Source organism: Stenotrophomonas sp. Steno-Z4 (assembly GCF_056393145.1).
In genome coordinates this window covers 335,501-360,240 of record NZ_JBWJPC010000003.1, presented here as the reverse complement: position 1 = coordinate 360,240, position 24,740 = coordinate 335,501, and the positions used below count along the sequence as shown (strand labels likewise).

The window sequence follows — 24,740 nt, the reverse complement described above, 5'->3', positions numbered from 1 at the left end:
CAACCGCCGCGGCGCGCCCGCTGCATCGCTTACAGCCCGTAACGCGCGATCACATCAAGGTGCCGCTGTTCGTCCTGGCCGCAGGCTTCGGCCAGGCGCAGCCAGCACATCCGATGCGGCCAGCCGGCGGTGGCCTCAAGCAGGAACCGGTGCAGCGCCAGCGGGGGCGCTTCCTGAGGCTGGGCGAGGGTGAACAGCACCCCTGGCAGCGGCGCGCCGTCGGCCTGGGTGTCGGCAAGCTGGTAGTCGTCCGCGCTGTGGGTCCACAGCTTCCAGCCGCGGTCCTTGACCGCGTCGGAGAACGCCGCCCAGGCCTCCTCGCCCGGATGCACGCCATCCACCAGCCAGCTCGCCGCATGTCCCCCACTTTCCAGCAGATGGACTTCGGCATAGGTAGGCATGAAGCGACGGCGTTCTTCTTCATCTTCCGGTGCCGGATGCACCAGTTCGGCGTCGAACACCACCCAGTCGTCCACGCGCTGGCGCCGGTTGGCTGGCGCGTTCTCGACGATGCGCGCGGTGACCGGGCCGGTCCGGCGCGCGTAGTACTCGATCGGGTCGCCACCGTCCATGCAGCGGATGATCACCCAGCCGAAGTTCTCTTCGACGGGGCCTTCGGTGCTTTCCAGTTCCATGCCGACTGCGGCGGCGGATGTCCGCACGGCTGCCCAGTCACGAGCCGCGCTGGCTGCCGTCATATGGTCCCAGTGTGCGCTGCGCGGTTCCTCCAGGACCTCGGTGAGGTGGCGGTACTGCGCGGCGGCGTCCGGGAAGCGCTGCATCGCCATCAGGGCCATCGCCAGCAGATTGCGCGCGCCGTGCGAACCGGGCGACAGCGCCAGCAGCGCCGAGCAGGCCTGCTCCAGCGCGGCCCAGTCGGACTGCTTCTGCGCGATCTGTGCCTGGCACCACAGCGCGAACACCGGCACCTGCGCCTGGTAGTGCTGCACCAGCCGTTCCAGCTCGCCCAGGTCGCCACGCTGCACCAGCAGCCGCATCAACGAATACGCCGGGGAGGCATCTTCGTGCGGGTGGCGCTGCACGAACGCCCACAGCAGGGCCAGCGCCTCCTCCTCGGCACCGCAGGCCGCAAGCGCCGAGGCGGCCACGTCCAGCAGGGCCGCATCATCGGGCCGCGCCGCCACGGCCTGCAGCAACCACTGCGCTTCGCGCTCGGGGTCGCGCCCTTCGTTCTGCGCCCCCTCCCCGACCAGCCAGTCCAACAGGGCCTCGGCGGGCACGGGCAGGGCGGCCACCGCGGGGGCGGCCTCGATGCGCGCGGCCATCGCCGCCACGGCATCGCGGGCGCCCAGGTCCTGGCGCAGACCATCCAGGTGTTGGCGGGCCAGCGCCAGGTGGCGTTGCGCGGTCCACACCGCGCCACGCTGCAGGGCCATGTCCACGCACAACCCGGCAATCTCGATCACGAAACGGTGCGCGCCCACCTGGGCGTAATGCGCCAGGGTGGCGCTCATCCGGCGCCCCAGGTCCCAGCCGTTGCGTTCGGGCGCGCTGCGCACCAGCAGCGCCGCCGTGTGCGCCCACATGCGCCGGTAATTCGGCGACACCTGGTTCCACGGCACCAGGGCCTCCAGCGCCTCTTCATCGCGCCCCAGCTGCGCCAGCGCCCAGGCACGCGACAGCCGACGTGGCACGGTGCAGTTGGCCGGCTCATAGTCGCCCTCGGCCTCCACCTCGGCCTGGCGCGCGTCGATCAAGGCCAGGGCCTCGGCGGCACGGCCGCTGGCCAGCAGGATCTTGATGCGCATTTCGGGGAAGCTGTCGTAGACCTTGCCGCCATGCGCCAGCACGGTACCGGCCTGTACGTCCAGGTAGTCCAGTGCGCCCTGGGGATTTCCATCATCCAGCAGCGCGTCGGCCTTCTCGCAACTCAGGCACTGGAAGCAGGCCCAGCTCGGGTCGATCCGCCCCAGGGTTTCCTCGCACACCTCGATGCGTTCGGGCACCCAGCCCGGGCCATCGATGTTGCCGTAACACGCGGCCAGGTCCTGGGTCACGCACACCGACTGTGGGCACTCCACCGTGTCGGCGCGGTGCGCGCGTTCGAACAACGCCACCGCATCACCCAGCGCCGACTCGCCCTCCAGCCGGTTGCCGACCCGGTTGCGCATCTCCCAGTGGCCCACGAACACGTCCAGCCATGGATTTCCAAGCGTCTTGCCGAGCGCACGCGCTTCGGGCAACAGCGCATCCACGCGATCGATGCGCAGCTCGCAGACCTCGTCGGTCAGCCGGGTGAGCAGCTGCGCGCTCTGCGCCTGCCCTGCCTCACCCAGATCGTCCTGCAGTTTTTCCACCCAGTTCCAGATATCCATGCGGTCGTGCCGTCCTGTAATGCGTAAAGAAAATCGAAATGTCAGCGCGGCTGCAGCATCTGCTGCAGGGCCTCGGCGATGTCGCCGAACGCGCGGTTGAGATCACTGCTGGCAGCGCCGCCGTCCTGCGCACGTCCCTGCGCGCTGACGATCACCTTCAGCGAGCGCAGCAGCCGCGCGGCGGCCTCGGCCTGGGGATTGCCGGCGCGCATGGCCGCCAGCAGCGCCTGCACGGCCGGGTTGTCCAGGTTGAGATACAGGCGCGAGGGTGCACGTGCGACGATGCGGGCAGTGAACTGCCGCGCCAGGCGCAGCGCGGCCATTGAAACGCGCTTGTCGTTCTCGTCGTCTTCGAGGCGGCGCTTCAGCTCGGCCTCGCGATCGGGCACCACCACCACCGGCAGTTCAGCCGGGCTGAAGTGCGCCGGCAGCAGCTGCTCGCCATCGCCCAGGTGGGTCTGCAGCCACGCCAGTTCGGCCTCGGGCAGCGTGTCGGTCTGGAACAGCGCGCGATTGCCCTGCTCGGTGCCCAGCTCCACCAGGCGCATGCCCTTGGCCTGGGTCCAGCGCCGCAGGAACGGCACCACGGCATAGCGGTTGCCATGCGCCACCGGCACGCCCATCGCGCGGAACAGCATTTCCTCGAAGCCGCCACCACTGTCCAGGATCACGTGGACCGCGCCACGCGACGGCAGTTCACTGGCGCGGATGTCGCCCTGCGAGCTGGGCACGCGCACGTGCTCGAGCAGCAGCTGGAACAGCCGGTCATCGCAGAGCGAGGCGCCCAGCAGCGCCTCGTTGTGCCGGGCCAGGATGCGCCGCCAGGCTTCGGGCTGCTGCCGGGCGATCTCGACCAGCCCATCGATGAGCGCCTCGCCGAGCGCATGCTGCACCGCGCTGTAGATGTCGTCGCGCTGCAGGTCCTCGCGGCTGGCGGTGGGAGTCAGCCGGCTGGATTCGATCACCCCGCCAATGAACCCGGCCCACGGCGGCAGCAGGTCGCGCGCGTCGTCGTCGAGCAGCATCCCGCGTACGAACACCGACAGGTTGCGGTTGTCGCTGGTGCCGTAGGTCGCGCCATCCTGCACCCACAACAGCCCCACCGCATCGCTTCCGCCTTCGGCGCGCAGCGGCATGCAGGCAATCGGCTCGAAGCTGCGCTCGAAGTGCGCGGCAAATTCCAGCGCGCGGCGCTGCGCCTGCAGCGGATGCAGCGCCACGCCCGCCTGCGGGCGCCACGGCGGCGGCTCGGGATTGATCGCACGCGCGTCATGGCCGATATGGATGGGTTCGCCCAGCAGCGCGCAGTAGCGGCCCAGTATGTCGCGCAGGGTCTGCTCCTGGGCCAGGTGCGTGTAGCTGCCATGCAGTTCCAGCACCACCTCGGTACCCACCGCACGCGGAGGCATCGGCGATACCGTGTACTGCTCGGCATTGCTGGACACATAGCAATGGCCCAACCCGGGTTGTTGGTAGGACGTGGTGCGCACGGTGACCCGGCGCGCCAGCACGAACGCGGACAGGAAGCCCAGCCCGAACATGCCGATCAGCCCCTCGTCATCCTCGCCCGCCTGGCGCAGGCCACGGGTATAGCCCACGCCGACGGTGGCCAGGTAGTCGTGGATTTCCTGCTGGGTCAGGCCCGCGCCGGTATCGACGATGCGCACGATGCCGTTCACCGGATCGCCATGCACCTCGATCCGCCCGGCCTCCTGCCAGTCCGCCTGTTCCAGCCGACGTCGCACCAGCGAATCATGCGCGTTCTGCACCAGTTCCCGCAGCGCCACCACCGGGGTGGAATACAGGTGTTTGCCAAGGACCGTCATCAATCCGTTGAGGTCGACACCAGCGCGACGGATCTCGCTGGCGCCCTGCGTGTCCAGGGGAGTCGCTTGCATGTAATCGTTTTCTCTGGCGGGAACGGAAAACTAGCACAGCCCGGCCACGGTTTGCCTGCGCGCCCGCATGCGCCGGAAATGCCCGATTCAGATCGCGTCGATCGCTTCGGACAACCGCTCCACGGCGATGACTTCCATGCCCTTGACGCTGCCGGTCTTGGGCGCATTGGCCTTGGGCACGATGGCGCGCTTGAAGCCGTGCGTGGCCGCTTCGCGCAGGCGGTCTTCGCCGTTGGGTACCGGGCGGATCTCGCCGGACAAACCCACTTCGCCAAAGGCAATCGTCTTTTCCGCCAGCGGCCGGTCCTGCAGCGAGGACAACACGGCCAGCAGTACCGGCAGGTCCACGGCCGTTTCCTGCACGCGGATGCCGCCTACCACGTTCACGAACACGTCCTGGTCGCCCACCAGCACCCCGCCGTGACGGTGCAGCACCGCCAGCAGCATCGCCAGGCGGTTCTGTTCCAGGCCCACCGCCACGCGGCGTGGATTCGACAGCGGTGACGCATCCACCAGCGCCTGCACTTCCACCAGCAGCGGCCGGGTGCCCTCGCGGGTGACCATCACGCAGCTGCCCGGCTGCCGGGTGCTGCCGCCGGACAGGAAGATCGCCGACGGATTGGACACTTCCTTCAGCCCCTTCTCGCCCATCGCGAACACGCCCAGCTCGTTCACCGCACCGAAGCGGTTCTTGAACGCACGCAGCAGGCGGAAGCGGCTGCCGCTCTCGCCTTCGAAATACAGCACCGCATCCACCATGTGCTCGAGCACGCGCGGGCCGGCAATGCCGCCTTCCTTGGTCACATGCCCCACCAGGAACACGGCCGTACCGGTTTCCTTGGCAAAGCGCACCAGCCGCGCCGCGCTTTCGCGCACCTGGCTGACCGAGCCCGGGGCGGCGGTGAGCGATTCGGTCCACAGCGTCTGCACCGAATCGGCCACGATCAGCTTCGGCCGCGCCGCGCTGGCGTGCTGCAGGATTGCTTCGACCTGGGTTTCGGCCAGCGCATTGACGTTGTCCAGTGGCAGGTCCAGCCGCACCGCGCGGCCGGCCACCTGCGACAGCGATTCCTCGCCGGTGATGTACAGCACCGGCAGCGTGGCGGCCATCTTCGCCACTGCCTGCAGCAGCAGGGTCGATTTGCCGATGCCCGGGTCACCGCCCACCAGCACCACCGCACCTTCGACCAGGCCGCCGCCGAGCACGCGATCGAATTCGCCGATGCCGGTGCTTACCCGCAGGTGCTCGGTCTGCTGCACGTCCTTGAGCGCCATGATCTTCGGCGCATCGACCTTGCCGGCCCAGCCCGAGCGACGCGCCGCCGGCGACTTGGTGGCCGCGGCGCTTTCCAGCGTGATCTCGCTCAGCACGTTCCAGGCGCCGCACTCGGTGCACTGCCCCTGCCACTTGCTGTATTCCGCGCCGCATTCGCTGCACACGTAGGCGGTAAGCCGCTTGGCCATGTCAAATCCAATTCATCGTCTGTCGGGCAGGATAGCCGAGCCACGTCGCAGCAACCGAGACGCGCGCCCAACCGCCGGCTGAACGCCCCCGCTCAACCTTGCCCCGCCCCGGCCGATACCGTGGCGGGCGCCCGCGCCTTTCCCTTCCCCATGTACATCCAGGCTTTTCCATGACCGGCACCTACAGCCAGAGTCTCGTCGTTTTCTCGCTGCTGGTTGCCATCCTCGCCTCGTATACCGCGCTGGACATGGCCGGCCGGCTGGCCAGTACCGAAGGCCGCGTTGCCCGCTGGTGGCTGGCCGGTGGCGCCGCCGCCATGGGCCTGGGCATCTGGTCCATGCACTTCGTGGCCATGCTCGCCTTCCACCTGCCGATCCCGGTCGGCTACGACCTGGCGATCACCCTGTATTCGCTGGCCGCGTCGGTGGGGGCCTCGGCCTACGCGCTGTGGCTGGTCTCGCGCCCGGAGCTGCCGTGGCCGCGCCTGGTCGCCGGCGCGGTGCTGATGGGCCTGGGCATTGCCTGCATGCACTACCTGGGCATGGCCGCGATGCGCATGGAGCCGGGCATCGAGTACGACCCACTGTGGTTCGCCGCCTCGCTGCTGATCGCCATCGTCGCCGCCGGCGCCGCCCTGTGGATCGCCTTCCGGCTACGCACCCAACAGCGCCGTACCGGGCTGCTGCGCGGGGCGGCCTCGCTGGTGATGGGCCTGGCCATCGTGGGCATGCATTACACCGGCATGGCCGCCGCCAACTTTCCGGAAGGCAGCATCTGCGGCGCGGTGTACGCCAACGGGCTCGATACCAAGTGGCTGGCGGTGCTGGTCATCGTCACCACCCTGGCCACGCTGGGCATCGCGCTGATCGCCTCGCTGTTCGACCGCCAGATGCGCACCCGCACCGGCCTGCTCGCCGATTCGCTGGCCCAGGCCAACGAAAAGCTGCTGCAGGCCGCGCTGCACGACCCACTCACCCAGCTGCCCAACCGCATGCTGCTGCAGGACCGCATCGAACAGACCATCGAAAAGGCCAAGCGCCGCAACTTCAGTTTCGCGGTGATGTTCTGCGACCTGGACGGCTTCAAGGCCATCAACGATGCCTACGGCCACCAGCTGGGCGACAAGCTGCTCATCGAGATGAGCAGGCGGGTCAACGGCCTGCTGCGCGCGCAGGATACCTTCGCCCGGCTGGGCGGCGATGAGTTCGTCATCGTGTTCCAGCTGGATGTGCCCGAAGACGCCGCCGTGGTGGCCGAGCGCATCATCGCCACGGTGGCCGAGCCGTTCGAGATCGACACGCTGGACCTGCAGGTCACCGCCAGCCTGGGCATCGCGATGTACCCTACCGATGCCACCACCGAGCGCGAGCTGATGGCGCATGCCGATGCGGCCATGTACCACACCAAGGACTCGGGCCGGAACGGCTATACGTTCTTCACCGAATCGATGCACGTCAGCGCCAACCGACAGCTCAAGCTGCTGCAGGAGCTGCGCCGCGCCCTGCAGCGCGATGAGATGGTGCTGCACTATCAGCCCAAGTTCCGTGCCGATGGCGGTGGCGTGATCGGCGCCGAAGCCCTGGTGCGCTGGCAGCACCCGGGGCTGGGCCTGCTGGGACCGGACACCTTCATTCCGATTGCCGAACGCAGCGGGCTGATCCTCCCGCTGGGCGACTGGGTGCTGGACCAGGCCTGCGCGCAGCTGCGGCAGTGGCATGACGCCGGGCACGCAACGTGGTCGATGGCGGTGAACCTTTCGCCGCTGCAGTTCTCGTCCACCACGCTGCTGGACACGGTGAAGGCGACGCTGGAGCGGCACGGCCTGGCCCCGCACCACCTGACCCTGGAAGTGACCGAGACCACGGCCATGCAGGACGTGGAAGCCAGCCTGCAGATCCTGCACGGGCTGACCGCGATGGGGGTGAAGATTTCCATTGATGATTTCGGCACGGGCTATTCGAGCCTGCTGTACCTCAAGCGCATGCCGGCGACCGAACTGAAGATCGACCGCGCGTTCGTGCGCGACCTGGAGGACAACGCGGAAGATGCGGCGATCGTGTCCTCGATCGTGGCGCTGGGGCGTTCGCTGCAACTGCAGATCGTAGCCGAGGGCGTGGAAACTGCCGGGCAGCGTGACTACCTCAACGAGCTGGGCTGCGACCTGCTGCAGGGTTACCACCTGGGCAAGCCGGTGGACGCCGAGGCGTTCCTGCGCAACGCCGCATAACCGACCAATGGCGCCGATCGTTTGGGGCCCACCGGTAGACCCGACCGGTAGAGCCGACTGTTAGTCGGCTGCTCTTCGCGCGGACCCGCCCCTGCGTTCTTCATGCATGGCGTTGCCGACTAACAGTCGGCACTACCGTCCGTGGCGGCGTTGCCGTCCGGGGCAGCGTTATCGTCCGGGCAGCGTTGCCGTCCGGGGCAGCGTTACCGTCCAGGGCGTGTTGTCCGGAATGCAGGTTGCAAACAAAAAGGCCGCCCTTCCGGGCGGCCTTTCTGCATGCACCAAACCCCGAAGGGTCAATGCATCATGTGCACATTCATATTGTGCATGACCCACAGCGTGCCGGCGACGATGATGCCGATCACCACCACGGTGAAGGCCGCCGCGCTGACGTTCCAGCGCTGTTCCGACGAGCGGTTCAGGTGCAGGAAGAAGATCAGGTGCACGAAGATCTGCAGGATCGCCGCCACCACGATGATGACGCCCGTGGTGAAGACCGGCAGGCCACCCTTCATCACCGCCCAGAAGGGAATGATGGTGAGGACGGCGGCCAGCAGGAAACCGATCAGGTACGACTTGACGCTGCCGTGGCTTTCGCCCGCGGCGCCATGGCCGTGGTCGTGTGCGTGAGTGTCATGTGCCATTACAGCGCTCCCTTCAGGTAGACGACGGAGAACACGCCGATCCAGATCAGGTCCAGGAAGTGCCAGAACAGGCTCAGGCACGCCATGCGGGTCTTGTTGGTCGGGGTCAGGCCGTTCTGCTTGATCTGGATGAACATGATCAGCAGCCACAGCAGGCCGGCGCTCACGTGCAGGCCGTGGGTGCCCACCAGCGCGAAGAACGCCGACAGGAACGCACTGTGGTCCGGACCGAAGCCCTCATGGATCAGGTGGTTGAACTCCCACACTTCCATGACCATGAAGCCGAAGCCCAGCAGCCAGGTCAGGCCCAGCCACAGGTACATCTGGCCAACCTTGTGCTTGTGCAGCGCAATCATGCCCAGGCCGAAGGTCAGCGAGGACACCAGCAGCAGCGTGGTTTCCCACGCGACGAAGGTCAGGTCGAACAGGTCCTTCGGACCCGGGCCACCGTTGGTGCCGCCGGCCAGCACGATGTAGGTCGCGAACAGGCTGGCGAAGATGAGGCAGTCGCTCATCAGGTACACCCAGAAACCGAAGACGGTGTTCTCGCCGGTGTCGTGGTGTTCGTGGTCATCATGGCCATGGGCCGCCGCGTGTGCGGCGTGCCCGTGGTTCACGTTGTTGGCGATAGTGCTGCTCATGCCTGCAACTCCGATTTCACCAGACCCTGCGCCTGCAGGTGACGGCGGTGCTCATTTTCGATCCGCTCCACTTCGGCAGCCGGTACGTAGTAATCCACGTCCTTGTCGAAGGTGCGCCAGATGAAGGTGCCGATCATGCCGACCAGGCCAACGATGGCCAGCCACCAGATGTGCCAGATCATCGCGAAACCGAAGACCAGGCTGAAGGCACCAATCACCACACCGGTACCGGTGTTGCGCGGCATGTGGATGTCGGTGTACTTGGCCGGGCGTTCCCACGCCTCACCACGCTGCTTGCGTTCCCAGAAGTCGTCCAGCTCGGTGACCTTGGGCAGCGAACCGAAGTTGTAGAACGACGGCGGCGAAGAGGTTTCCCACTCCAGCGTACGGGCATCCCACGGATCGCCGGTCAGGTCGGCGGTCTTCTTGCGGTCGCGGATGGACACGGCCACCTGGATGATCTGGCACAGGATGCCGGCGCCGATGATGAACGCACCGACCATCGCAATGACCAGCAGCGGCTGGTATTCCGGGTTCGGGTAGCTCTGCATGCGGCGGGTCATGCCCATGAAGCCCAGGATGTACAGCGGCATGAAGGCCACATAGAAGCCGATGAACCAGCACCAGAACGCGCGCTTGCCCCAGGCCTCGTTGAGGCGGAAGCCGAACATCTTCGGCCACCAGTAGGTGATACCGGCGAACATGCCGAACACCACGCCGCCGATGATGACGTTATGGAAGTGGGCGATCAGGAACAGGCTGTTGTGCAGCACGAAGTCGATGGCCGGGATCGCCAGCATCACGCCGGTCATGCCGCCGATGGTGAAGGTGACCATGAAGCCGATCGTCCACAGCACCGGGCTGGTGAACTGCACGCGGCCGCGGAACATGGTGAACAGCCAGTTGAAGATCTTCACGCCGGTGGGAATGGAGATGATCATCGTCGTGATGCCGAAGAAGGCATTGACGTTGGCACCCGAACCCATGGTGAAGAAGTGGTGCAGCCACACGATGAACGACAGCACGCCGATGCAGGCCGTGGCGTACACCATGCCCTTGTAGCCGAACAGCGCCTTGCGCGAGAACGTGGCGATCACTTCGGAGAACACGCCGAAGGCCGGCAGCACCAGGATATAGACTTCCGGGTGGCCCCAGATCCAGATCAGGTTGATGTACAGCATGGCGTTGCCGCCACCGTCATTGGTGAAGAAGTGCGTGCCCAGGTAACGGTCCAGGGTCAGCAGCACCAGGGTGACGGTCAGCACCGGGAAGGCGGCGATGATCAGCACGTTGGTGACCAGCGCGGTCCAGGTGAACACCGGCATGTGCATCAGCTTCATGCCCGGGGTACGCATCTTCAAGATGGTAATGAAGAAGTTGATACCGCTCAGTGTCGTGCCTAGACCTGCTACCTGCAGGCCCCAGATGTAGTAATCCACACCTACCCCTGGACTGAACTCCTTGCCCGACAACGGCGGGAAGGCCAGCCAGCCGGTCTGCGCGAATTCACCCACGCCCAGCGAGATCATCACCAGGCCCGCGCCCGCCACGAACAGCCAGAAGCTGAGCGAGTTGACGAACGGGAAGGCCACGTCGCGTGCGCCGATCTGCAGCGGCACCACCACGTTCATGAGGCCGGTGATCAGCGGCATCGCCACGAAGAAGATCATGATCACGCCGTGGGCGGTGAAGATCTGGTCGTAGTGGTGCGGCGGCAGGAAGCCTTCGGCGCCGTTGGCGGCGATGGCCTGCTGGGTACGCATCATGATGGCGTCGGCAAAGCCGCGCAGCAGCATGACGAAGGCGACGATGAGGTACATCGCGCCGATCTTCTTGTGGTCAACCGAGGTGAACCACTCTTTCCAGAGATAGCCCCACAGCTTGAACTTGGTGATCAGGGCCAGCACGAGCAGGCCACCGATCCCCGCGCCAACCAGCGTGGAGATGATGATCGGGTCGTGCGGGATGTCAGCGAATGTCAGTTTGCCCAACGGATTCATGCTTATTCTCCCGAGCCTGCGTGGCCGGCGTGACCGGCGGCGGCGTGCTCGTCTGCAGTGTGTTCGGCATGGTCGGCCGGCATGTCATGGGCACCGGCCAGCATCTCGTGGCCTTCGTGGCTTTCGCCCGCAGCGCCGTGCGACATGCCCTTGTGATCCATGGCCTTGTGGTCCATGCCGTAGTGCTGGTTGTCACCCATGTGGCGGGCAACGACCCAGTCGAACAGACCGGCTTCGGTGGTACCGAAGTAGGTCACCGGGTGCCAGTCGTGGTTCTTCTCGGCCACCAGCGCGCCAAAGGCGGCCTGGTCCATCGGGGTGCTCTGCGCACGCACCTTGGCCAGCCATGCCTGGTATTCGACTTCGGTCACCGAGTTGGCGTCGAAATGCATCTTGCTGAAGCCCGCGCCGCTGTAGTGCGAGGACATGCCCGGGAAGGTGCCGGTCTCGTTGGCGATCAGATGGAGCTTGGTCTCCATGCCGGTCATCGAGTAGATCATGCTGCCCAGGTGCGGGATGAAGAAGGCATTCATCACCGAATCGGACGTGATCTTGAAGTTCAGCGGGGTGTTCACCGGGAAGGTGATTTCGTTGACCGTCGCGATGTTCTCTTCCGGGTAGATGAACAACCACTTCCAGTCCAGCGAAATGGCTTCAATCACCACCGGCTTGGTCTGCGAGTCCAGCGGACGGTACGGATCCAGCGAGTGCGACGAACGCCAGGTCAGCACGGCCAGCACCAGCACGATCATGCAGGGGATCGACCAGACAACCACTTCGATCGCGGTGGAGTGCGACCACTTCGGCTCGTAACGGGCCTTGGTGTTGGAGGCACGGTACTTCCAGGCGAAGGCGAGGGTCATGATGATGACCGGCACGACGACCAGCAGCATCAGCACGGTGGCCGTGATCAGAAGGGTCTTCTGGTCGTGGCCGACCTGGCCCTTCGGGGCCAGAATGGCCGAGCTGCAGCCCGTCATGAACACGGACAACGCGAACAGCAGGCCCGGGCGCAGCCAGCGCCCAAGGGATTTCAACGGAATCATCGGTCGATCCAATTGCGTAGGGAATGCCTTCTCAAGCGCGCCCCTCCGGCCAAGCCGGGTGTACCGCTCCCAAGGGGCGGCACGGAGGACGTTCATGTCAGCCCCCTAATTTTATGCCGTCACGCACCATTTAAGAAAGGCATTGACAATGATCTGACGCAGGAAAGGCCCGAAAACGGCTGCGACACGTTGTCGCACTGCGCGCAGACCGCCCGGATCAGCACAGCCGGAGCGACATGTATAGACATGAATCGTTCACGGCAGCGATCGGTGCAAGTGGCCCTGCGCGGCCGCCCGACCCAACGAACCCGCCCTCACGCGCGCACGCGGACACACCCCGAATGAACACCGGACAGTCGGGCCGGGCACATGGCCGTAGGACACCGGGCCGCCTGGCGCCGTAGGGTCGGTTCCCAAACGACCGCCCATGCACCACCCACACCCGGTAACGCATGAAACCTGATCAAAACCGCTCTTGATCTCCCCCGCCCCACCCGCCACTCCGCGCCCACCGGACCGATTACGACGCCACGAACCACCCTCCAAACCAAATGATGCACATCGGCGAAAAATAATTTTTGTGCCTTGGCTCACACACAAACGCCGCAATTCCCGTAATTCCGTGCCACACCCGACAACCAGTAGATACAGCCTACTGAAATCGCAAACCCAACAGACACAAACGATTTCGCTTCTTCGTCGACCGCGGGCAAGGTTCTCCCCGGAGCTCAAAACTCCGGTGAGCCAAAATTATGGATGTCCCATGTCGGGAGGGTGGCTAATACAAGACCCCTCACGGGGGAATACACCCGCCGTCTGGCTTGCACGGTTTTGACCTCCCGACGCCCTCGCCCTCACCGGCGAGGGCCATTCCCTGTTGGAGGAGCGAAGATGAAACCCAAACCCGTCCAGTGGCCCGAAGACGAAGAAGAAGTCGTCCTGCTGCTACCCCGCTGCGCACCCAGCTATTCCCCCAGCTACTACCACAACGTGCGCGCCGTGCCCCAGATCGGCGAACAGGACCGCGATCACTTCGGCCCGCTCCCCTTGGTGACCCTGCGCGGCGCCTGGCTGCGCAAGTTCGGGTTCGAGGTAGGCGTGCACGTAAGAATCGAAGCCACTCCCGGGCAGATTCTCCTGCGCCCGCTGTGGAATGACGATCCGCCCGTCCGCGAGAATGTCGAGAAGCCCGTCGTGCGCTATGTCGAAGTGGAAGATCGGTAACCTGGGACGAATTGACAGCCACCAGATACTGACCTAGCGTCCGAGCTGCCGTTCCCGCGTCCAGACACCAGGAAGTCTCAATGAACGTAATGTTGATTGGCGGTTCGCTTTTGATTGGAACGATTCTGCTGACCTCGATTCCGCAGGCGGCCACGGCCGCCGCACCGGTTGAACAGACCTCGCTCGCAGTAACGCAGATTTCAACGGACGTCGACAAGGCGTCGTTTGTCGAGCGACTCACCACGACCTTCCAGACAATGGCCGCCTCGGAATCCACCGAGGCACGTGCCGCAGGCATCCAGTATCTGGACGCCATCAAACAGCCGGGCATTTCCGGCCTGATCGAGCAGTTCTCCTACCCGCTCGATGCAGGCGGATCGAGCGTGATTGCGAAAACCACGGATGCTCCGTGGCAGCCGGGATCGACCCGGGTAAGCCAGTGGTGCGGAAAGAGCAGTGGCTACCTCCGTGTCTACCAGGTGACAGAGAAGTACATGGAAACCAAGCGAAACGGCAGTTCACGCTCCTGGGTCCCGGTGCAGAACAGCGCGACGATGGTTGCAACCTGTCCCGACAAGCTGGCCTGAGCCCTGCGGCCCAGGCTAGGCAGCAACCACCCTGTTCTGGCATTCCGCCCCACTGGCGAAATCGCACAGGTTGCGCAGGGTGATGCTGCAGATCTCCTGTAGGGCTTCAACCGTAAAGAAGCCCTGGTGCCCGGTAACCAGCACATTCGGGAAGGTCATCAGGCGCTGGAAGAGATCATCGTCGATGATCTCGCCAGACAGATCCTGGAAGAACAGCGCGCTTTCCTGCTCATACACATCAATGGCCAGGTGGCCGAGATGCCGCGACTTCAGCGCGCGCACCACCGCATCGGTGTTGACCAGCGCGCCGCGCGAGGTATTGACCAGCATCGCGCCGGGCTTCATCAACCCCAGCGATTCCTCGTTGATCAGGTGATGGGTCTGCGGCGTAAGCGGGCAATGCAGCGACACGATGTCCGAGCGGGCCAGCAGTTCCTCCAGCGCCACGTAGTGGCCCACCGCCGAGAAGTCTGGCGACGGGTAAGGATCGTTGCCCAGCACGGTGCACCCCATCCCGTTGAAAATGCGCGCCGTCGCCAGCCCGATCTTGCCGGTGCCCACGATACCCACGGTCTTGCCGTGCAGGGTGCGCCCCAGCAGCCCATCCAGCATGAAGTTGCCCTCGCGCACCCGGTTGTAGGCGCGGTGGGTCTGCCGGTTGAGGGTCATGACCAGCGCCAGCGCATGCTCGGCCACGGCCTCGGGCGAGTACGCCGGCACCCGGGCCACCAACAGCCCCAGTTCCGCGGCAGCCACCAGATCCACGTTGTTGAACCCCGCGCAGCGCAGCAGGATCGCCCGCACCCCCAGCCCATGCAGGGCCTGCAGCACGGGCGCGTCCAGGCGGTCGTTGACGAACACGCAGACTGCATCGAAACCCTGGGCCAGGCCGGTGGTCGTGGCGTCCAGCGCCGCATCGAAATAGGCCAGCTCAAATCCCTGTCCCGCGTGGTCGCGCGCATTCGCTTCATCGAGGAAACGGCGGTCGTACGGGCGGGCGCTGAACACGGCGGTTTTCATGGGGGTAACCTTGGGCAAGCGTGATGCCCAGTAGACCAGAACCCCGCACAGGATAGAAACTCCCATGCAACCGGTCTGGCGCAAGCGTCTGCTGACGGCCGCTACGGCCGCGCCGTCGTGCCACCACCGCCGATCTTGAGCCGCTTGACGGCAAATACCCCGCCGATCATCAGGTCACCGTTATCCATGACCGTGGTGATGCCGCCCAAGGCGTTCCAACGACGGCTGTCGTCCGGGAAAACCCAGCGCGACTTGATCTCGCCCGTTGACCAATCCAGGCCGACATACTGGTAGACGCCCTTGTCCTTGTGCGCGGCGTACAGCAGCCCGGTTGCGGCCGAGACCACCGGCACCATGATGTCGGTGTTGTCGACCTCATGGTTGATCCAGGCCTTCTCGAACGCGTCCTTGTCCGGGTTCCAGTTGAACTTCTGTATGCCAATCGGCGCCGGCCGGGTGATCCCGCCGGTGAACGCATTGCCCGGACCCGCCGGAAGCGGTTTGGGATACGTACTGTTGAGGAATGCGACGCCGTATCCCAACACATTGGGTGAGGGCTCGATGGTCATCTGGCTGATATCGATGCGGATCTGGTCGGCGATACGGTTGGACTGGGTGCCCGGCTTTTGCTGGAAGCCTGCCGGAATCGCGTCGCGCCAGAACGCCACTGCGTTGCTGCCGGTTTCAGCCGCATCGGCAATCACGATCAGTTTGTCCGGGTCGCTGCCGAATCCCATCAATGTCGGGGTGGTGCCCGAGCCGCGCGAGATCGCACCCATCGCCAAGGCCTTTTCGCCGGGCATGGAATCGTAGGCGGACGACCAGGCGCCGTCCTTTTCGTCGGTGGACAATGTGGTCCCATTCCAGATCACCTTGTTCATGTGCTTCTCGGTGACCACGTAGATGCCATTGTTCTCATCGATCACGATGCTGTTGTCGACGGCCTCGCCATTGAAGGTCACTGACGCCTTCACGTTCAGATCCCGGTCCAGGATGATCAACGCTCCCGGCGCGGCTGCCGCCAGGAAGCCGTCGTAGGTCATGTTCAGGCCGATGATGCGGGTAACCGACCTGGCGACGTCTGCCGGCAGGCCCTTGGCTACGTCGGCCGTCTTTACGATCCGCGGCGGGTCACCGACTACGTTGCCATCGGTTGTCTTGAGCACGTGGGTGCCACCGTACACGCAGTAGTGATTGCCGTCGCGATCAAACAGGTTGTACACCCCGTTGATGCCGCTTTCCATGTTGAGGCCGGCGGAACCCAGCCCCTTCAGCGCATCCAGAATCTTCGTCTCGTCCTTGGCCCGGTAGGCGGCGTCCAGCTGGGTCAGTGCGGCATCCAGCGCAGTGGGCGTAGCCATCGCGGCGGATTTTTCAAAGCCGGGGTAAGGCAAGAGTCCGCCCACCGCCTCGAACGCGTCACCGGTCACGCGGATCTTCTGCACACCCACCGCACCGCTGGCAAAGGCGATCACCTCCCCGCCCACCCGCTTCATGGTGGGATTGGAGGTGATCAGCGTGGGCACGGTCGCTACGTCCGCCGCAGTCAGGTTCCTGCTGCCGACGGGCCCTGCGATCAGCACTGAATCGGTTGCCGCTGGATTGAAGTGGGAGGTCGGGTAGACGCTCTCCGCCAGCCACGGGTTCGGTGGCGGCATGTTGGGTGGTGTTGCTGCAGGCGGCTCCGCGGGGCGGGCAGCCGCAGGTGCTGGGGTGGGAGTTGTGCTCGTGGTCTCGCGGTTGCATGCCGGAAGAAGCAGCGCGAGGATCAAACCCAGACCGACAGCCGGAGCCGCGTCCCACATCCTGGTCGCCATCTGCGGCTTCCTCTACTGGCCTTGACGAATGTCAGCTTCCACCGGGCCAACCGATGGCGCCTCAGCAAAGGCACGGTCGGTCGGCCGGTATTTTTACTTAACGGCCGTATTGCATCGCGAGATGCGGCCGCGTCAGCCGCGCGCGAGGGACATATGGCCACCGCGCGTCTCAACCTGTGACTCTGGCCGACACTACGATCTGCGCCATGAGCACAGTTCACGACCACAGCACCCCCAACGAACCATCGAACCGCCGCGCCGAGCGCCCGGAGATGTTTGGCCACCTGTTCATGGGGCCGGACCAGCGCTCCCCCCTTGAGCAACGGGAGGCCGAGCGCAGGGAGCGTGCGCGTCGCACCGGGAAAGGACGTCGAGACTGGTGGAAGCGCGAACTACCGCCAAGGGGCTGAGGATCCGGCTTGAAGGGCAGGTGCCAACGGCGCGGCATCCACATGCCCCTGATCAGGCATCGGCTAAGCTTCCTGCCTGACCTGAAGACGGACCCCACTGCATGCCCTCTCCCCCTACGCGTGCCGGATGTGCCTTGTGCCGCGATGCGGAGCCGCTGCCGTTCGACTTCAGCTACGCGTTCCAGCCCATCGTCGACATACAAGCGCGCGAGGTGGTCGCGCACGAAGCGCTGGTACGCGGTCCAACGGACGAATCTGCCGACACGGTGCTGTCGCGCGTGACCGCCGAGAACCGGTATTCGTTCGACCAGGCGTGCCGTGAGAAGGCCATCCGGATCGCGGCCGGGTTGCAGCTGCCGTCCTGTCTTTCGATCAATTTCCTGCCCAATGCCATCTATCGGCCGGAAGTATGCATTCGCTCCACCCTGCAGGCGGCCGAGCGGTATGGCTTTCCGGTGGAGCGGATCATCTTTGAGACGGTGGAGGGCGAGCAGGTCAGCGACGGCAAATGGCTGGCCGAGATCCTGAGCGAGTACAAACGTATCGGCTTCAAGACGGCGATTGATGATTTCGGCGCTGGCTTTGCCGGCCTCAACCTGTTGGCCGATTTCCACCCGGATATCGTCAAGCTGGACATGGCGTTGATCCGGGGCATCGACCATAGCCGGTCACGACGCGCCATCGTGGCCGGGGTGATCTCCATGTGCGACGCGCTGGATATCGAGGTGATCGCAGAAGGAATCGAAACCGCGGATGAGGCGCGATGCCTGTCCGATCTCGGCATCCGCCTGATGCAGGGCTACTGGTTCGGCCGCCCACGCTTCGAGCAGGCCGCCGGCGAGGCCGACATTCCCTGGGGCGCTTGACGGGGCGGTTCGCGCTCGGACTGCGGCCCTGACGCCGAGGTTAACAGCGGCCGCTCGAAACCCAGGCACGCGCCGATGTGTCATGGACCCGCATGCCAGCCTGGCCTAGTATCGGCAGCTGCCGAATGCCCATGACTGGATGTGCGTGAACAGCTTTGAAAGATTCAACGGCCGCCGTAGCGGCAAGGGCAGTCAGGTCGCCATCCTTGCCCATGGCTTCGGAACCGACCAGACGGCCTGGAGCGCCCTGCTCCCGTGGTTCGAGGCGCGCTACGACGTAGTGTCGTTCGACCTCGCCGGTTGCGGACCCAACGGCGCGGACACCTACGATTTCGACCGGCACGGTTCGTTGTTCGGCTATGCCGACGACCTGCTGGAGTTCATGGACGACCTGGCGCTACGCGACTGCGTGTATGTCGGCCACTCCATGAGCGGCATGATCGGTGCGGTGGCCGCGGTGGCCCGCCCGGAACTGTTCGACCGGCTGGTCACCGTGGGGGCCTCGCCGCGTTACCTGGATGACACCGGCTACACCGGCGGCTTCCAGGCAGCGGATCTGGAAAACCTGTTCGACAGCATGAGCGCCAACTACCAGGCCTGGGTGGCCGGGTTCGCGCCGATGGTGGTGGGCGTGGACAACGGGGAGGTGGTGGCCGACTTCTCACGCACGCTGTTCCAGATGCGCCCGGACATCGCGCTCAATACCTCGCGCACGATCTTCAATTCCGATATGCGATCGCTGGCCGCGCAGCTGACCCGACCTGTGCACGTGATCCAGACCGCGGTCGACATGGCCGTACCGGTGCAGGTCGGTCATTGGCTGGAAGCGGCCATTCCGACCGCCACGCTGGATATCATCGATGCCGAGGGGCATCTTCCGCACATGACCGCCCCCGATGAAGTCGTCCGCATCCTTGAGCGCCGCCTGGCGGGCAACGTGGCATGAGCACTGCCGACAGCGACGCCCTCGCCGGCCTGTGCCACTTCGCCCAGCTCGCTTCCGGTGCGGACCTGGTCATGGCGGTGGAGATTGAAGCCAATGGCTGGGCGGGCTGGGCCGCTTCATTCCCGGCCATGCCTTTTTCCGGATTCAGCCTGGCCCGTAGCGGCATCCTGGAGCACGGCTGGTCGGGGGAACTCGTGGCTGCCGCCGGATTCCGCCTGCCCACGGCCCTGCTGCATGGATTGAACGGTCCACCGGCGCGACTGCTGTTCGTGCCCGCGCCGTCCCTCGGCGCACCGCTGAGCGGCCTGCTGGTGCTGTGGAAAGGCGAACCAGCAGCCATCGCTCTGACCCCACAGGTTCCGCTGCTGGCCACGAGCGTGGCCCGGCTGCTGTCTGCCCGGCGCGAGAAGCTGCGCGAAGTGACGGTGCAGAACCAGTTCATCGATCTGGTCGAGAGCGTGCCCGCCGGGATCGTGCTGATGGAAGGCGACGGCGTGAGCGCGGTGATCAACGAGCGTGCCGCCGACCTGCTGGGCTGCCCGCCCGGTAACCACCGCGCGCGCGACCTCGCCGAACCCATGCGTAGCCTTCGACAGCGGCGCGACAACCACGCCGAGCTTGAGCAGGCGTACGGCGCGCAGGTGGGTAATGTCAGTTTTGCTTCCACCTTGAACTGGGCGCTGGGCGAACGCACGATCGAGGTGGATACCCATCCCGTACGTGGGAACGGCGAATACGGCCGCATCTGGCTGTTCACCGACGTGACCGCCGAACTTTTAATGGCCGCCGAGCTGCGCCGCCTGGCCGCCTCCGACCCGTTGACCGGCATTCCCAACCGGCGCCACTTTGAGGAGCGCTCGGCCCAGATCATCGCCGCGCGCCAAGCCACCGGTCATTCGGTGGCCGTGCTGATGGTCGACGTCGATCATTTCAAGAAAATCAACGACAGCCACGGTCATCCTGCGGGCGATGAAGTGCTGAAGGAAGTAGCAAAGCGCTGCCGGGAGGCGCTGCGCGAGCGCGACCTGTTCGCGCGCTTTGGCGGCGAGGAGTTTGTCGCGCTGCTGGCGGCCCCTGCCGTCGAGGACGCGCCGGCGGTGGCCGAACGGATGCGTCAGGCCGTGGCCGCCACGCCGATTGATGTTGGCGATGCGCGCATCAATGTGACGGTGAGCATCGGGGCCGCGCTGGGTGAGGCGCTGCCGGGCAGTGACCAGCCGCTGCTGGCCGAATTGATCGCGCGCGCGGATGAGGCGCTTTACCGGGCCAAGGCGGGCGGGCGTAACCGGGTCAGCATGGCGGCGGAACAGGATTAATCGCTCGTTGATGCAGTTGTTGGATAGATTTACTCCGACCGGCCATTGAAGGCCCTCCATCTGCCCCCACTGCTGGATCACCGCCTTGGGAAGCCCCTGATGCCGAAGATCTCCAGAGCCAAGTTGCTGGCCGCCACCACCACGGTGCTGGTCCTGCTGCTCGCCTGCAATCTTGAGCTGCTGCCGCTGGCATTGCTGGTGGACGCCATCGGGCTGGACGTCCTGGCGTTGCTGCTGGGCGCGCAACTGGTGGCGGTGCTTCCATGGGCAAATGCGCGTGTGGCGAGACCACTGAGCAATGCCCGCTCAGTGCTTCTGCGATGCTCGCGGCGTCAGTAGGCGGCCACCTCCGGCAACCCTTGTTCGCCTTGCTTAGATAACACGCAATGATCAGTCGTAAAAACGGAACGACCACCCGACTTGGGCACCAGCTTTCGTCTGTCATCGCACGATTTAGCCATTTGCCGACCCATGCCGTAGCGGCACCACCCACCCGTCCAATAGCTGATATGCTCGGCAAGGCGGATGGCTACCGTATCGTAAATTGCTCCAAATCATGAATCGTCTGTCGCAGGTTATGCGACTGACGTTCGCTAGAATTATTCCCGCCCTTTTTGCGAAACAGGACTTTGCGAAGGAGCAATTATGCAAGCCACGTACTACCAGTATTACGTAACCAAAGGAAATGGAACTACACAGTACCGGGTGGATATACGTCCATTCTTGCTAAAGTTCTGCTCCTGGAAGACACCGATCTTCAAAGCTAAGTTTACCCATAACAGTGAAAGGCTGTACCTCATCCACACGGCAGGGGACCATTTCCTCTTCCTCCACACGTTAGACAACGAGATCATCAAGAAGATTGATGCAAACAACCTCACTCTTGCCGATCTGAAATCCCATCTTGCAGGAGACTCGGCAGGATTTGCCTCATACGTCAACATTCGCGATGACTTCTTCGGCATCGCCTGCAAGATACTATCCCCCAGATGCGCAACCTTTGCGGACTTCATTAACGCGGTTCTCGACGCACTTAATCTACCCTACAAATTTCACGCGGTCGCCCTCACTCACCAGATGGCAAGAAAGGACATCTCAAAACTGACGAGGGTCGGAAAGGTTACGGTCGAACTGCAGCGTAGCAATAAATTGCACGAAGATCTCGTGGAATTTCTCTCTGGAAAGCTCAAGCAACATTACGATGAAGTGGGTCCGATTGAAATTACAATTCGCCCGCAGAAAAGTCGCGGCAATATCAAACCAGTGTTGGCGGGCATGTCCTCGACAATTGGCAGTGCGGGCGTAAGCGACTTTGAAGCGCGCGCCGTCACGGCATTGGCAGACAAGGTTGTAGACATATACCTCGTGGGTGAGGGAATTGTCCGAAACCCTTTAAGTGGCGACACAGACTCGAAAATTCAGCGCGACTTCGACAAACAAATAAAGAGTAACGCGCTACTGAACGAGAAACTGAGAGAGATGAGGGCGAATAGTGGAATCCAAGCCGCTACGTTTAATGACCTTAATAATCCTACTAAGCCACCTAAGTAGCCTAACGGTACTCTTCGCGATACCCGCCGAAGCCGCCTGCATACTCACCGCTTCCGCAGGCCGGCTTGAGTCACTCGCCTCTCTCCTGGGAAGCTTCGCATTTACAATGGCAGGCTTCCTAGCCGCTGTATTGGCACTCTTTGGCATCATGTCAGGATCGTCCGTGCTCGCCAAGTACCAGAGACGCGGTCACCTGACCACCCTACTCCTTACCATAGGGGTCACCATTCTTGAGCTGGCAATCACCTTTATTCTCTCGGTTCGACTATTCTTCGTTATTCCAACGCAAGGCTACATCTACTTCTTAGCCTGGCTTGTCGCCACCAACCTCATCATGGTCCTGCTCAGCACTTTTCCCATCGTAATGCTGGTTAAAGGCACCATTGAGTCAACCGATCACGATATAGCACCTAGGTGTTGAAATGAAAAAATCGCCCTCCCATATAGCCCGCGATGAGGCCATACGCGGACGTGTACGCCCGCGCAGGAAGAGCAATCTTGCGCTGACTCACTCCTTGCGCTGACTCACTCAATGTCACAAGCGCTCGATTATCTCTCGACTGGTTGCACCCATTGTCGCCTCGATAAGATCACGAATTTTTGACTTATCCGTTGTTCCGGAAGTGACCACATCAGCTAGAAATATCTCGCTTGACGTCCTGTCCATGGATCGGATAATTCCGGAGGTCGAGGGAGCAATCAGAAGAGCGTCAGGCTGTAGAAAGCGATGCCGCATTTGCGCTTTTGCATGGTCTATCCGGATCATCTCATCACCGTGCAAGTAGTATCCATTCGCGGCATCATCCACTTCAATGTAGCGTCCTTCGTACCACGTCGCAGCATCCTGACGCCAACCGGACGTGTCAGGTCGCGACACCAGTTGGCCGTCCGGATCGGATATCTCAAATGGCTCGTCCGCGGAGAACAGCAGAACAAAGAAACTTTGCCACTCGCCGGAATACTTGTAGCAGATCAACTTCTCGATGACACACTCGTATGTTCCGTGAAGCAGCCATCGACCGCTCTCCAGTAATGAGATCGCGCTGAGAACATTGTCTCCGCCATTAGAAAGGGCGTACCAGAAGTCACTGGGATCGCATTTCGCCGCGAAATTTTCCAGAAACCTATTAATAATAGCTTTCTGGTCTGTCTCGTAAAACTCGGGCGCCCTCTGAATTGACGCCCTGATCGCATCATCCAGATCCCGCAACGGCTTCCAGGCGTCCTTGGGTGGATTACGTAGTTGCTGTTCGAAGGCCCTCAGCTCCCCCATATCCCGGAACCGTCGTTCTGGGCTACTCTGGATGCACTTATCAATAATCCTATCAAGGATCTCAAGCTCCTTGTTTGGACCTTTATAAGCCTCGCGTCCGCCGCCTCGTACAAAAGTGTTGCGGATATACCAATTGAGCACCTGTCCTAGCGCAAAGACATCCATTGTGGTCGCTGCCTGCGTCCCGGGTGTTACTTGCTCCGGTGCACAGCACGCAAAATTTGCTAAGCGTTCGGACAGCTTGGTTTTCGCCTCGCGCGCGAAAAATTCATCGGAAAAATAGGCAACGCCCAAATCCCCGACAACAAATGCATTTTCTTGCCGATCAAAGAAAATGTTCTGCGGCTTGATGTCACGGTGAACAATGCCATGATTGTGAAGGTGTTCAATACCATCCCGAAGATCCCGCAACAGCTTCCACCCGCGCCCAGCCTTAATCGCGTCATCCTCATCCGAGGCGCTGCCAAGACCATGCAAGCTTGCATGATAACGCTTCATCACAATTAAGTAATGAGCCTTTCCATCAATGCTGGTTCTATCTAGATGGTATGCACGCGTTACATTGATGTGGCTTGGAATCTGCGCCACGCAGAAGAATTCGTCGCGAAAACGCGCCAACGAAGTGAAGCGCCCGTCAGGAAGCAGCTTGACGGCATACGGCTGCCCCTCCTTAATGAAAGCAAGGACGACGGCATTACCACCCTCTCCAATCACCTCTTGATATGTGAAGGTTCCGACCGCGGTTTCAAGTGAATTAGCTTTGAAGTATTTGACGATGCTAATTTGGTCCTCCTTGGATCCGTGAGGAAAAGCACACTACTCCGCACTCCTGGCTGGATACGCTGAGCGCCGTTTTCGCAATTCGGAGCAGCTCACTGCAAACGTGTTGAGCGTATACTCCCGCGCGCTATCGAGCCGATAAGCCCAAGGGTAGTATCTAACTACGTAATCTTGGCTTGTTCTTGGACTCGCTTCAAGACGATCTGTTAAATTCAGAGCGGAGCGCAATGCTCTCGGAACGCCGGGCAACCATTCAAGCTCAGCCATACAGCTGCGCTACTTGTAGGCCAAAGACGTTGCGCGAAATAGGGCCTCCTACCCCACCAGTCACGATACCCAAGGAAGGAGTGAGTGCTGTTTGCGCCGAATGCCTAACTAGAATGGAGTCCAGGCACGTTCGGATGGTGAGGGACATTGGCAGCGAAAGTTCATCGCCACCCAATTAGGCAAGGCTGGCGGAAATCATCTAAAACAACAAAGGCCCGCTTCCGCGGGCCTTTGAAGCAACTGGTGCCGGAAATAGGAATCGAACCTACGACCTACGCATTACGAATGCGCCGCTCTACCAACTGAGCTATTCCGGCTGAGCTGGCAATTCTAAGGGGGTGGGCGCCGGGGGTCAATCTGCCTTGGCGGAACCGCCCCGGCCGGCTGAACGGGCCCTACCGAGCCGCAGGGCGGCCAAGCCTGCCC

At 63.2% G+C, this 24,740-nt stretch carries 19 protein-coding genes and 1 tRNA gene; 9 read left to right on the top strand and 11 right to left on the bottom strand.

All coding sequences use genetic code 11. The features are described 5' to 3' along the window. Positions 1-29: 29 nt before the first annotated feature. The 3 genes from AC06E7_RS10455 to radA form a co-directional block, all read right to left on the bottom strand. Positions 30-2,336 carry a hypothetical protein gene (locus tag AC06E7_RS10455; protein WP_473168699.1) on the bottom strand — a complete coding sequence of 769 codons (2,307 nt, stop codon included), beginning with the start codon at positions 2,334-2,336 and terminating at the stop codon, positions 30-32. A 41-nt stretch (positions 2,337-2,377) separates the two neighbouring features. Beyond that, on the bottom strand, positions 2,378-4,234 hold the full coding sequence (locus AC06E7_RS10450; protein ID WP_145478232.1) for an ATP-binding protein: 1,857 nt from the start codon (positions 4,232-4,234) through the stop codon (positions 2,378-2,380). A gap of 87 nt (positions 4,235-4,321) precedes the next feature. Then, positions 4,322-5,698: a DNA repair protein RadA gene (radA, locus tag AC06E7_RS10445; protein ID WP_093533108.1), complete on the bottom strand. Its 1,377-nt coding sequence runs from the start codon at positions 5,696-5,698 to the stop codon at positions 4,322-4,324. Between the two features lie 170 nt (positions 5,699-5,868). Here radA and AC06E7_RS10440 point away from each other — a divergent pair, with 170 nt between their 5' ends. Next, the gene (locus AC06E7_RS10440; RefSeq protein WP_478064523.1) at positions 5,869-7,926 is read left to right on the top strand and encodes a putative bifunctional diguanylate cyclase/phosphodiesterase; all 2,058 of its coding nucleotides are present in this window, start codon (positions 5,869-5,871) and stop codon (positions 7,924-7,926) included. 296 nt (positions 7,927-8,222) lie between these two features. On the opposite strand, the gene cyoD is transcribed toward AC06E7_RS10440, so the two are convergent. From cyoD to cyoA, 4 genes are read right to left on the bottom strand one after another with little or no spacing between them, the layout of a single operon-like run. After that, entirely contained in the window at positions 8,223-8,570 is a 348-nt protein-coding gene (gene cyoD, locus AC06E7_RS10435) for a cytochrome o ubiquinol oxidase subunit IV (RefSeq protein ID WP_478064522.1), read from the bottom strand. Then, positions 8,570-9,211: a cytochrome o ubiquinol oxidase subunit III gene (cyoC, locus tag AC06E7_RS10430; protein ID WP_068850257.1), complete on the bottom strand. Its 642-nt coding sequence runs from the start codon at positions 9,209-9,211 to the stop codon at positions 8,570-8,572. The genes cyoD and cyoC overlap by 1 nt, the downstream gene beginning before the upstream one ends. Continuing rightward, positions 9,208-11,211, bottom strand: coding sequence for a cytochrome o ubiquinol oxidase subunit I (gene cyoB, locus AC06E7_RS10425; RefSeq protein ID WP_478064519.1), 2,004 nt, complete (start codon positions 11,209-11,211; stop codon positions 9,208-9,210). Before cyoB ends, cyoC begins: the two co-directional genes overlap by 4 nt. A 2-nt stretch (positions 11,212-11,213) precedes the next feature. After that, the gene (gene cyoA / locus AC06E7_RS10420) at positions 11,214-12,257 is read right to left on the bottom strand and encodes a ubiquinol oxidase subunit II (protein WP_478064517.1); all 1,044 of its coding nucleotides are present in this window, start codon (positions 12,255-12,257) and stop codon (positions 11,214-11,216) included. Between the two features lie 891 nt (positions 12,258-13,148). Here cyoA and AC06E7_RS10415 point away from each other — a divergent pair. Further along, the gene (locus tag AC06E7_RS10415; protein ID WP_179197313.1) at positions 13,149-13,481 is read left to right on the top strand and encodes a SymE family type I addiction module toxin; all 333 of its coding nucleotides are present in this window, start codon (positions 13,149-13,151) and stop codon (positions 13,479-13,481) included. An 80-nt stretch (positions 13,482-13,561) separates the two neighbouring features. After that, positions 13,562-14,068 carry a hypothetical protein gene (locus tag AC06E7_RS10410; protein WP_449324924.1) on the top strand — a complete coding sequence of 169 codons (507 nt, stop codon included), beginning with the start codon at positions 13,562-13,564 and terminating at the stop codon, positions 14,066-14,068. Between the two features lie 15 nt (positions 14,069-14,083). Here AC06E7_RS10410 and AC06E7_RS10405 read toward each other — a convergent pair whose 3' ends face one another. After that, positions 14,084-15,088: a 2-hydroxyacid dehydrogenase gene (locus AC06E7_RS10405; protein ID WP_478064515.1), complete on the bottom strand. Its 1,005-nt coding sequence runs from the start codon at positions 15,086-15,088 to the stop codon at positions 14,084-14,086. A 101-nt stretch (positions 15,089-15,189) separates the two neighbouring features. Next, on the bottom strand, positions 15,190-16,905 hold the full coding sequence (locus AC06E7_RS10400; RefSeq protein ID WP_478064514.1) for a hypothetical protein: 1,716 nt from the start codon (positions 16,903-16,905) through the stop codon (positions 15,190-15,192). A gap of 511 nt (positions 16,906-17,416) precedes the next feature. Between AC06E7_RS10400 and AC06E7_RS10395 the strand changes: the two genes are divergently transcribed. The 6 genes from AC06E7_RS10395 (at position 17,417) to AC06E7_RS10370 (ending at position 22,415) form a co-directional block, all read left to right on the top strand. Then, complete coding sequence (locus AC06E7_RS10395; RefSeq protein ID WP_478064512.1) at positions 17,417-18,181, top strand: EAL domain-containing protein; 765 nt, start codon at positions 17,417-17,419, stop codon at positions 18,179-18,181. Between the two features lie 139 nt (positions 18,182-18,320). Next, a complete protein-coding gene (locus AC06E7_RS10390; RefSeq protein WP_478064511.1) occupies positions 18,321-19,127 on the top strand; it encodes an alpha/beta fold hydrolase in 807 nt (268 codons plus the stop codon). Next, complete coding sequence (locus tag AC06E7_RS10385) at positions 19,124-20,443, top strand: sensor domain-containing diguanylate cyclase (RefSeq protein ID WP_478064509.1); 1,320 nt, start codon at positions 19,124-19,126, stop codon at positions 20,441-20,443. Before AC06E7_RS10390 ends, AC06E7_RS10385 begins: the two co-directional genes overlap by 4 nt. A gap of 99 nt (positions 20,444-20,542) precedes the next feature. Then, positions 20,543-20,782, top strand: a complete 240-nt coding sequence (locus AC06E7_RS10380; RefSeq protein WP_478064507.1) for a hypothetical protein — start codon at positions 20,543-20,545, stop codon at positions 20,780-20,782. Positions 20,783-21,088: 306 nt separating this feature from the next. Next, entirely contained in the window at positions 21,089-21,994 is a 906-nt protein-coding gene (locus AC06E7_RS10375; RefSeq protein WP_478064505.1) for a hypothetical protein, read from the top strand. A 163-nt stretch (positions 21,995-22,157) separates the two neighbouring features. Next, positions 22,158-22,415, top strand: a complete 258-nt coding sequence (locus AC06E7_RS10370) for a hypothetical protein (RefSeq protein WP_478064504.1) — start codon at positions 22,158-22,160, stop codon at positions 22,413-22,415. Positions 22,416-22,529: 114 nt separating this feature from the next. Here the strand turns inward: AC06E7_RS10370 and AC06E7_RS10365 are convergent, their stop codons facing one another. Further along, positions 22,530-23,981 carry a protein kinase domain-containing protein gene (locus tag AC06E7_RS10365; RefSeq protein WP_478064502.1) on the bottom strand — a complete coding sequence of 484 codons (1,452 nt, stop codon included), beginning with the start codon at positions 23,979-23,981 and terminating at the stop codon, positions 22,530-22,532. A gap of 574 nt (positions 23,982-24,555) precedes the next feature. After that, a tRNA-Thr gene (locus tag AC06E7_RS10360) sits at positions 24,556-24,631 on the bottom strand. Positions 24,632-24,740: the final 109 nt, after the last annotated feature.

Coding starts and splice junctions, on each gene's coding strand:
- cyoD (WP_478064522.1), bottom strand. CDS start 8,570: ATGGCACATGACACTCACGCACACGACCACGGCCATGGCGCCGCGGGC.
- AC06E7_RS10375 (WP_478064505.1), top strand. CDS start 21,089: ATGCAAGCCACGTACTACCAGTATTACGTAACCAAAGGAAATGGAACT.
- cyoA (WP_478064517.1), bottom strand. CDS start 12,257: ATGATTCCGTTGAAATCCCTTGGGCGCTGGCTGCGCCCGGGCCTGCTG.
- AC06E7_RS10395 (WP_478064512.1), top strand. CDS start 17,417: ATGCCCTCTCCCCCTACGCGTGCCGGATGTGCCTTGTGCCGCGATGCG.
- AC06E7_RS10380 (WP_478064507.1), top strand. CDS start 20,543: ATGCCGAAGATCTCCAGAGCCAAGTTGCTGGCCGCCACCACCACGGTG.
- AC06E7_RS10385 (WP_478064509.1), top strand. CDS start 19,124: ATGAGCACTGCCGACAGCGACGCCCTCGCCGGCCTGTGCCACTTCGCC.
- radA (WP_093533108.1), bottom strand. CDS start 5,698: ATGGCCAAGCGGCTTACCGCCTACGTGTGCAGCGAATGCGGCGCGGAA.
- AC06E7_RS10450 (WP_145478232.1), bottom strand. CDS start 4,234: ATGCAAGCGACTCCCCTGGACACGCAGGGCGCCAGCGAGATCCGTCGC.
- AC06E7_RS10390 (WP_478064511.1), top strand. CDS start 18,321: ATGTGCGTGAACAGCTTTGAAAGATTCAACGGCCGCCGTAGCGGCAAG.
- cyoC (WP_068850257.1), bottom strand. CDS start 9,211: ATGAGCAGCACTATCGCCAACAACGTGAACCACGGGCACGCCGCACAC.
- AC06E7_RS10405 (WP_478064515.1), bottom strand. CDS start 15,088: ATGAAAACCGCCGTGTTCAGCGCCCGCCCGTACGACCGCCGTTTCCTC.
- AC06E7_RS10415 (WP_179197313.1), top strand. CDS start 13,149: ATGAAACCCAAACCCGTCCAGTGGCCCGAAGACGAAGAAGAAGTCGTC.
- AC06E7_RS10455 (WP_473168699.1), bottom strand. CDS start 2,336: ATGGATATCTGGAACTGGGTGGAAAAACTGCAGGACGATCTGGGTGAG.
- AC06E7_RS10410 (WP_449324924.1), top strand. CDS start 13,562: ATGAACGTAATGTTGATTGGCGGTTCGCTTTTGATTGGAACGATTCTG.
- cyoB (WP_478064519.1), bottom strand. CDS start 11,211: ATGAATCCGTTGGGCAAACTGACATTCGCTGACATCCCGCACGACCCG.
- AC06E7_RS10440 (WP_478064523.1), top strand. CDS start 5,869: ATGACCGGCACCTACAGCCAGAGTCTCGTCGTTTTCTCGCTGCTGGTT.
- AC06E7_RS10400 (WP_478064514.1), bottom strand. CDS start 16,905: ATGGCGACCAGGATGTGGGACGCGGCTCCGGCTGTCGGTCTGGGTTTG.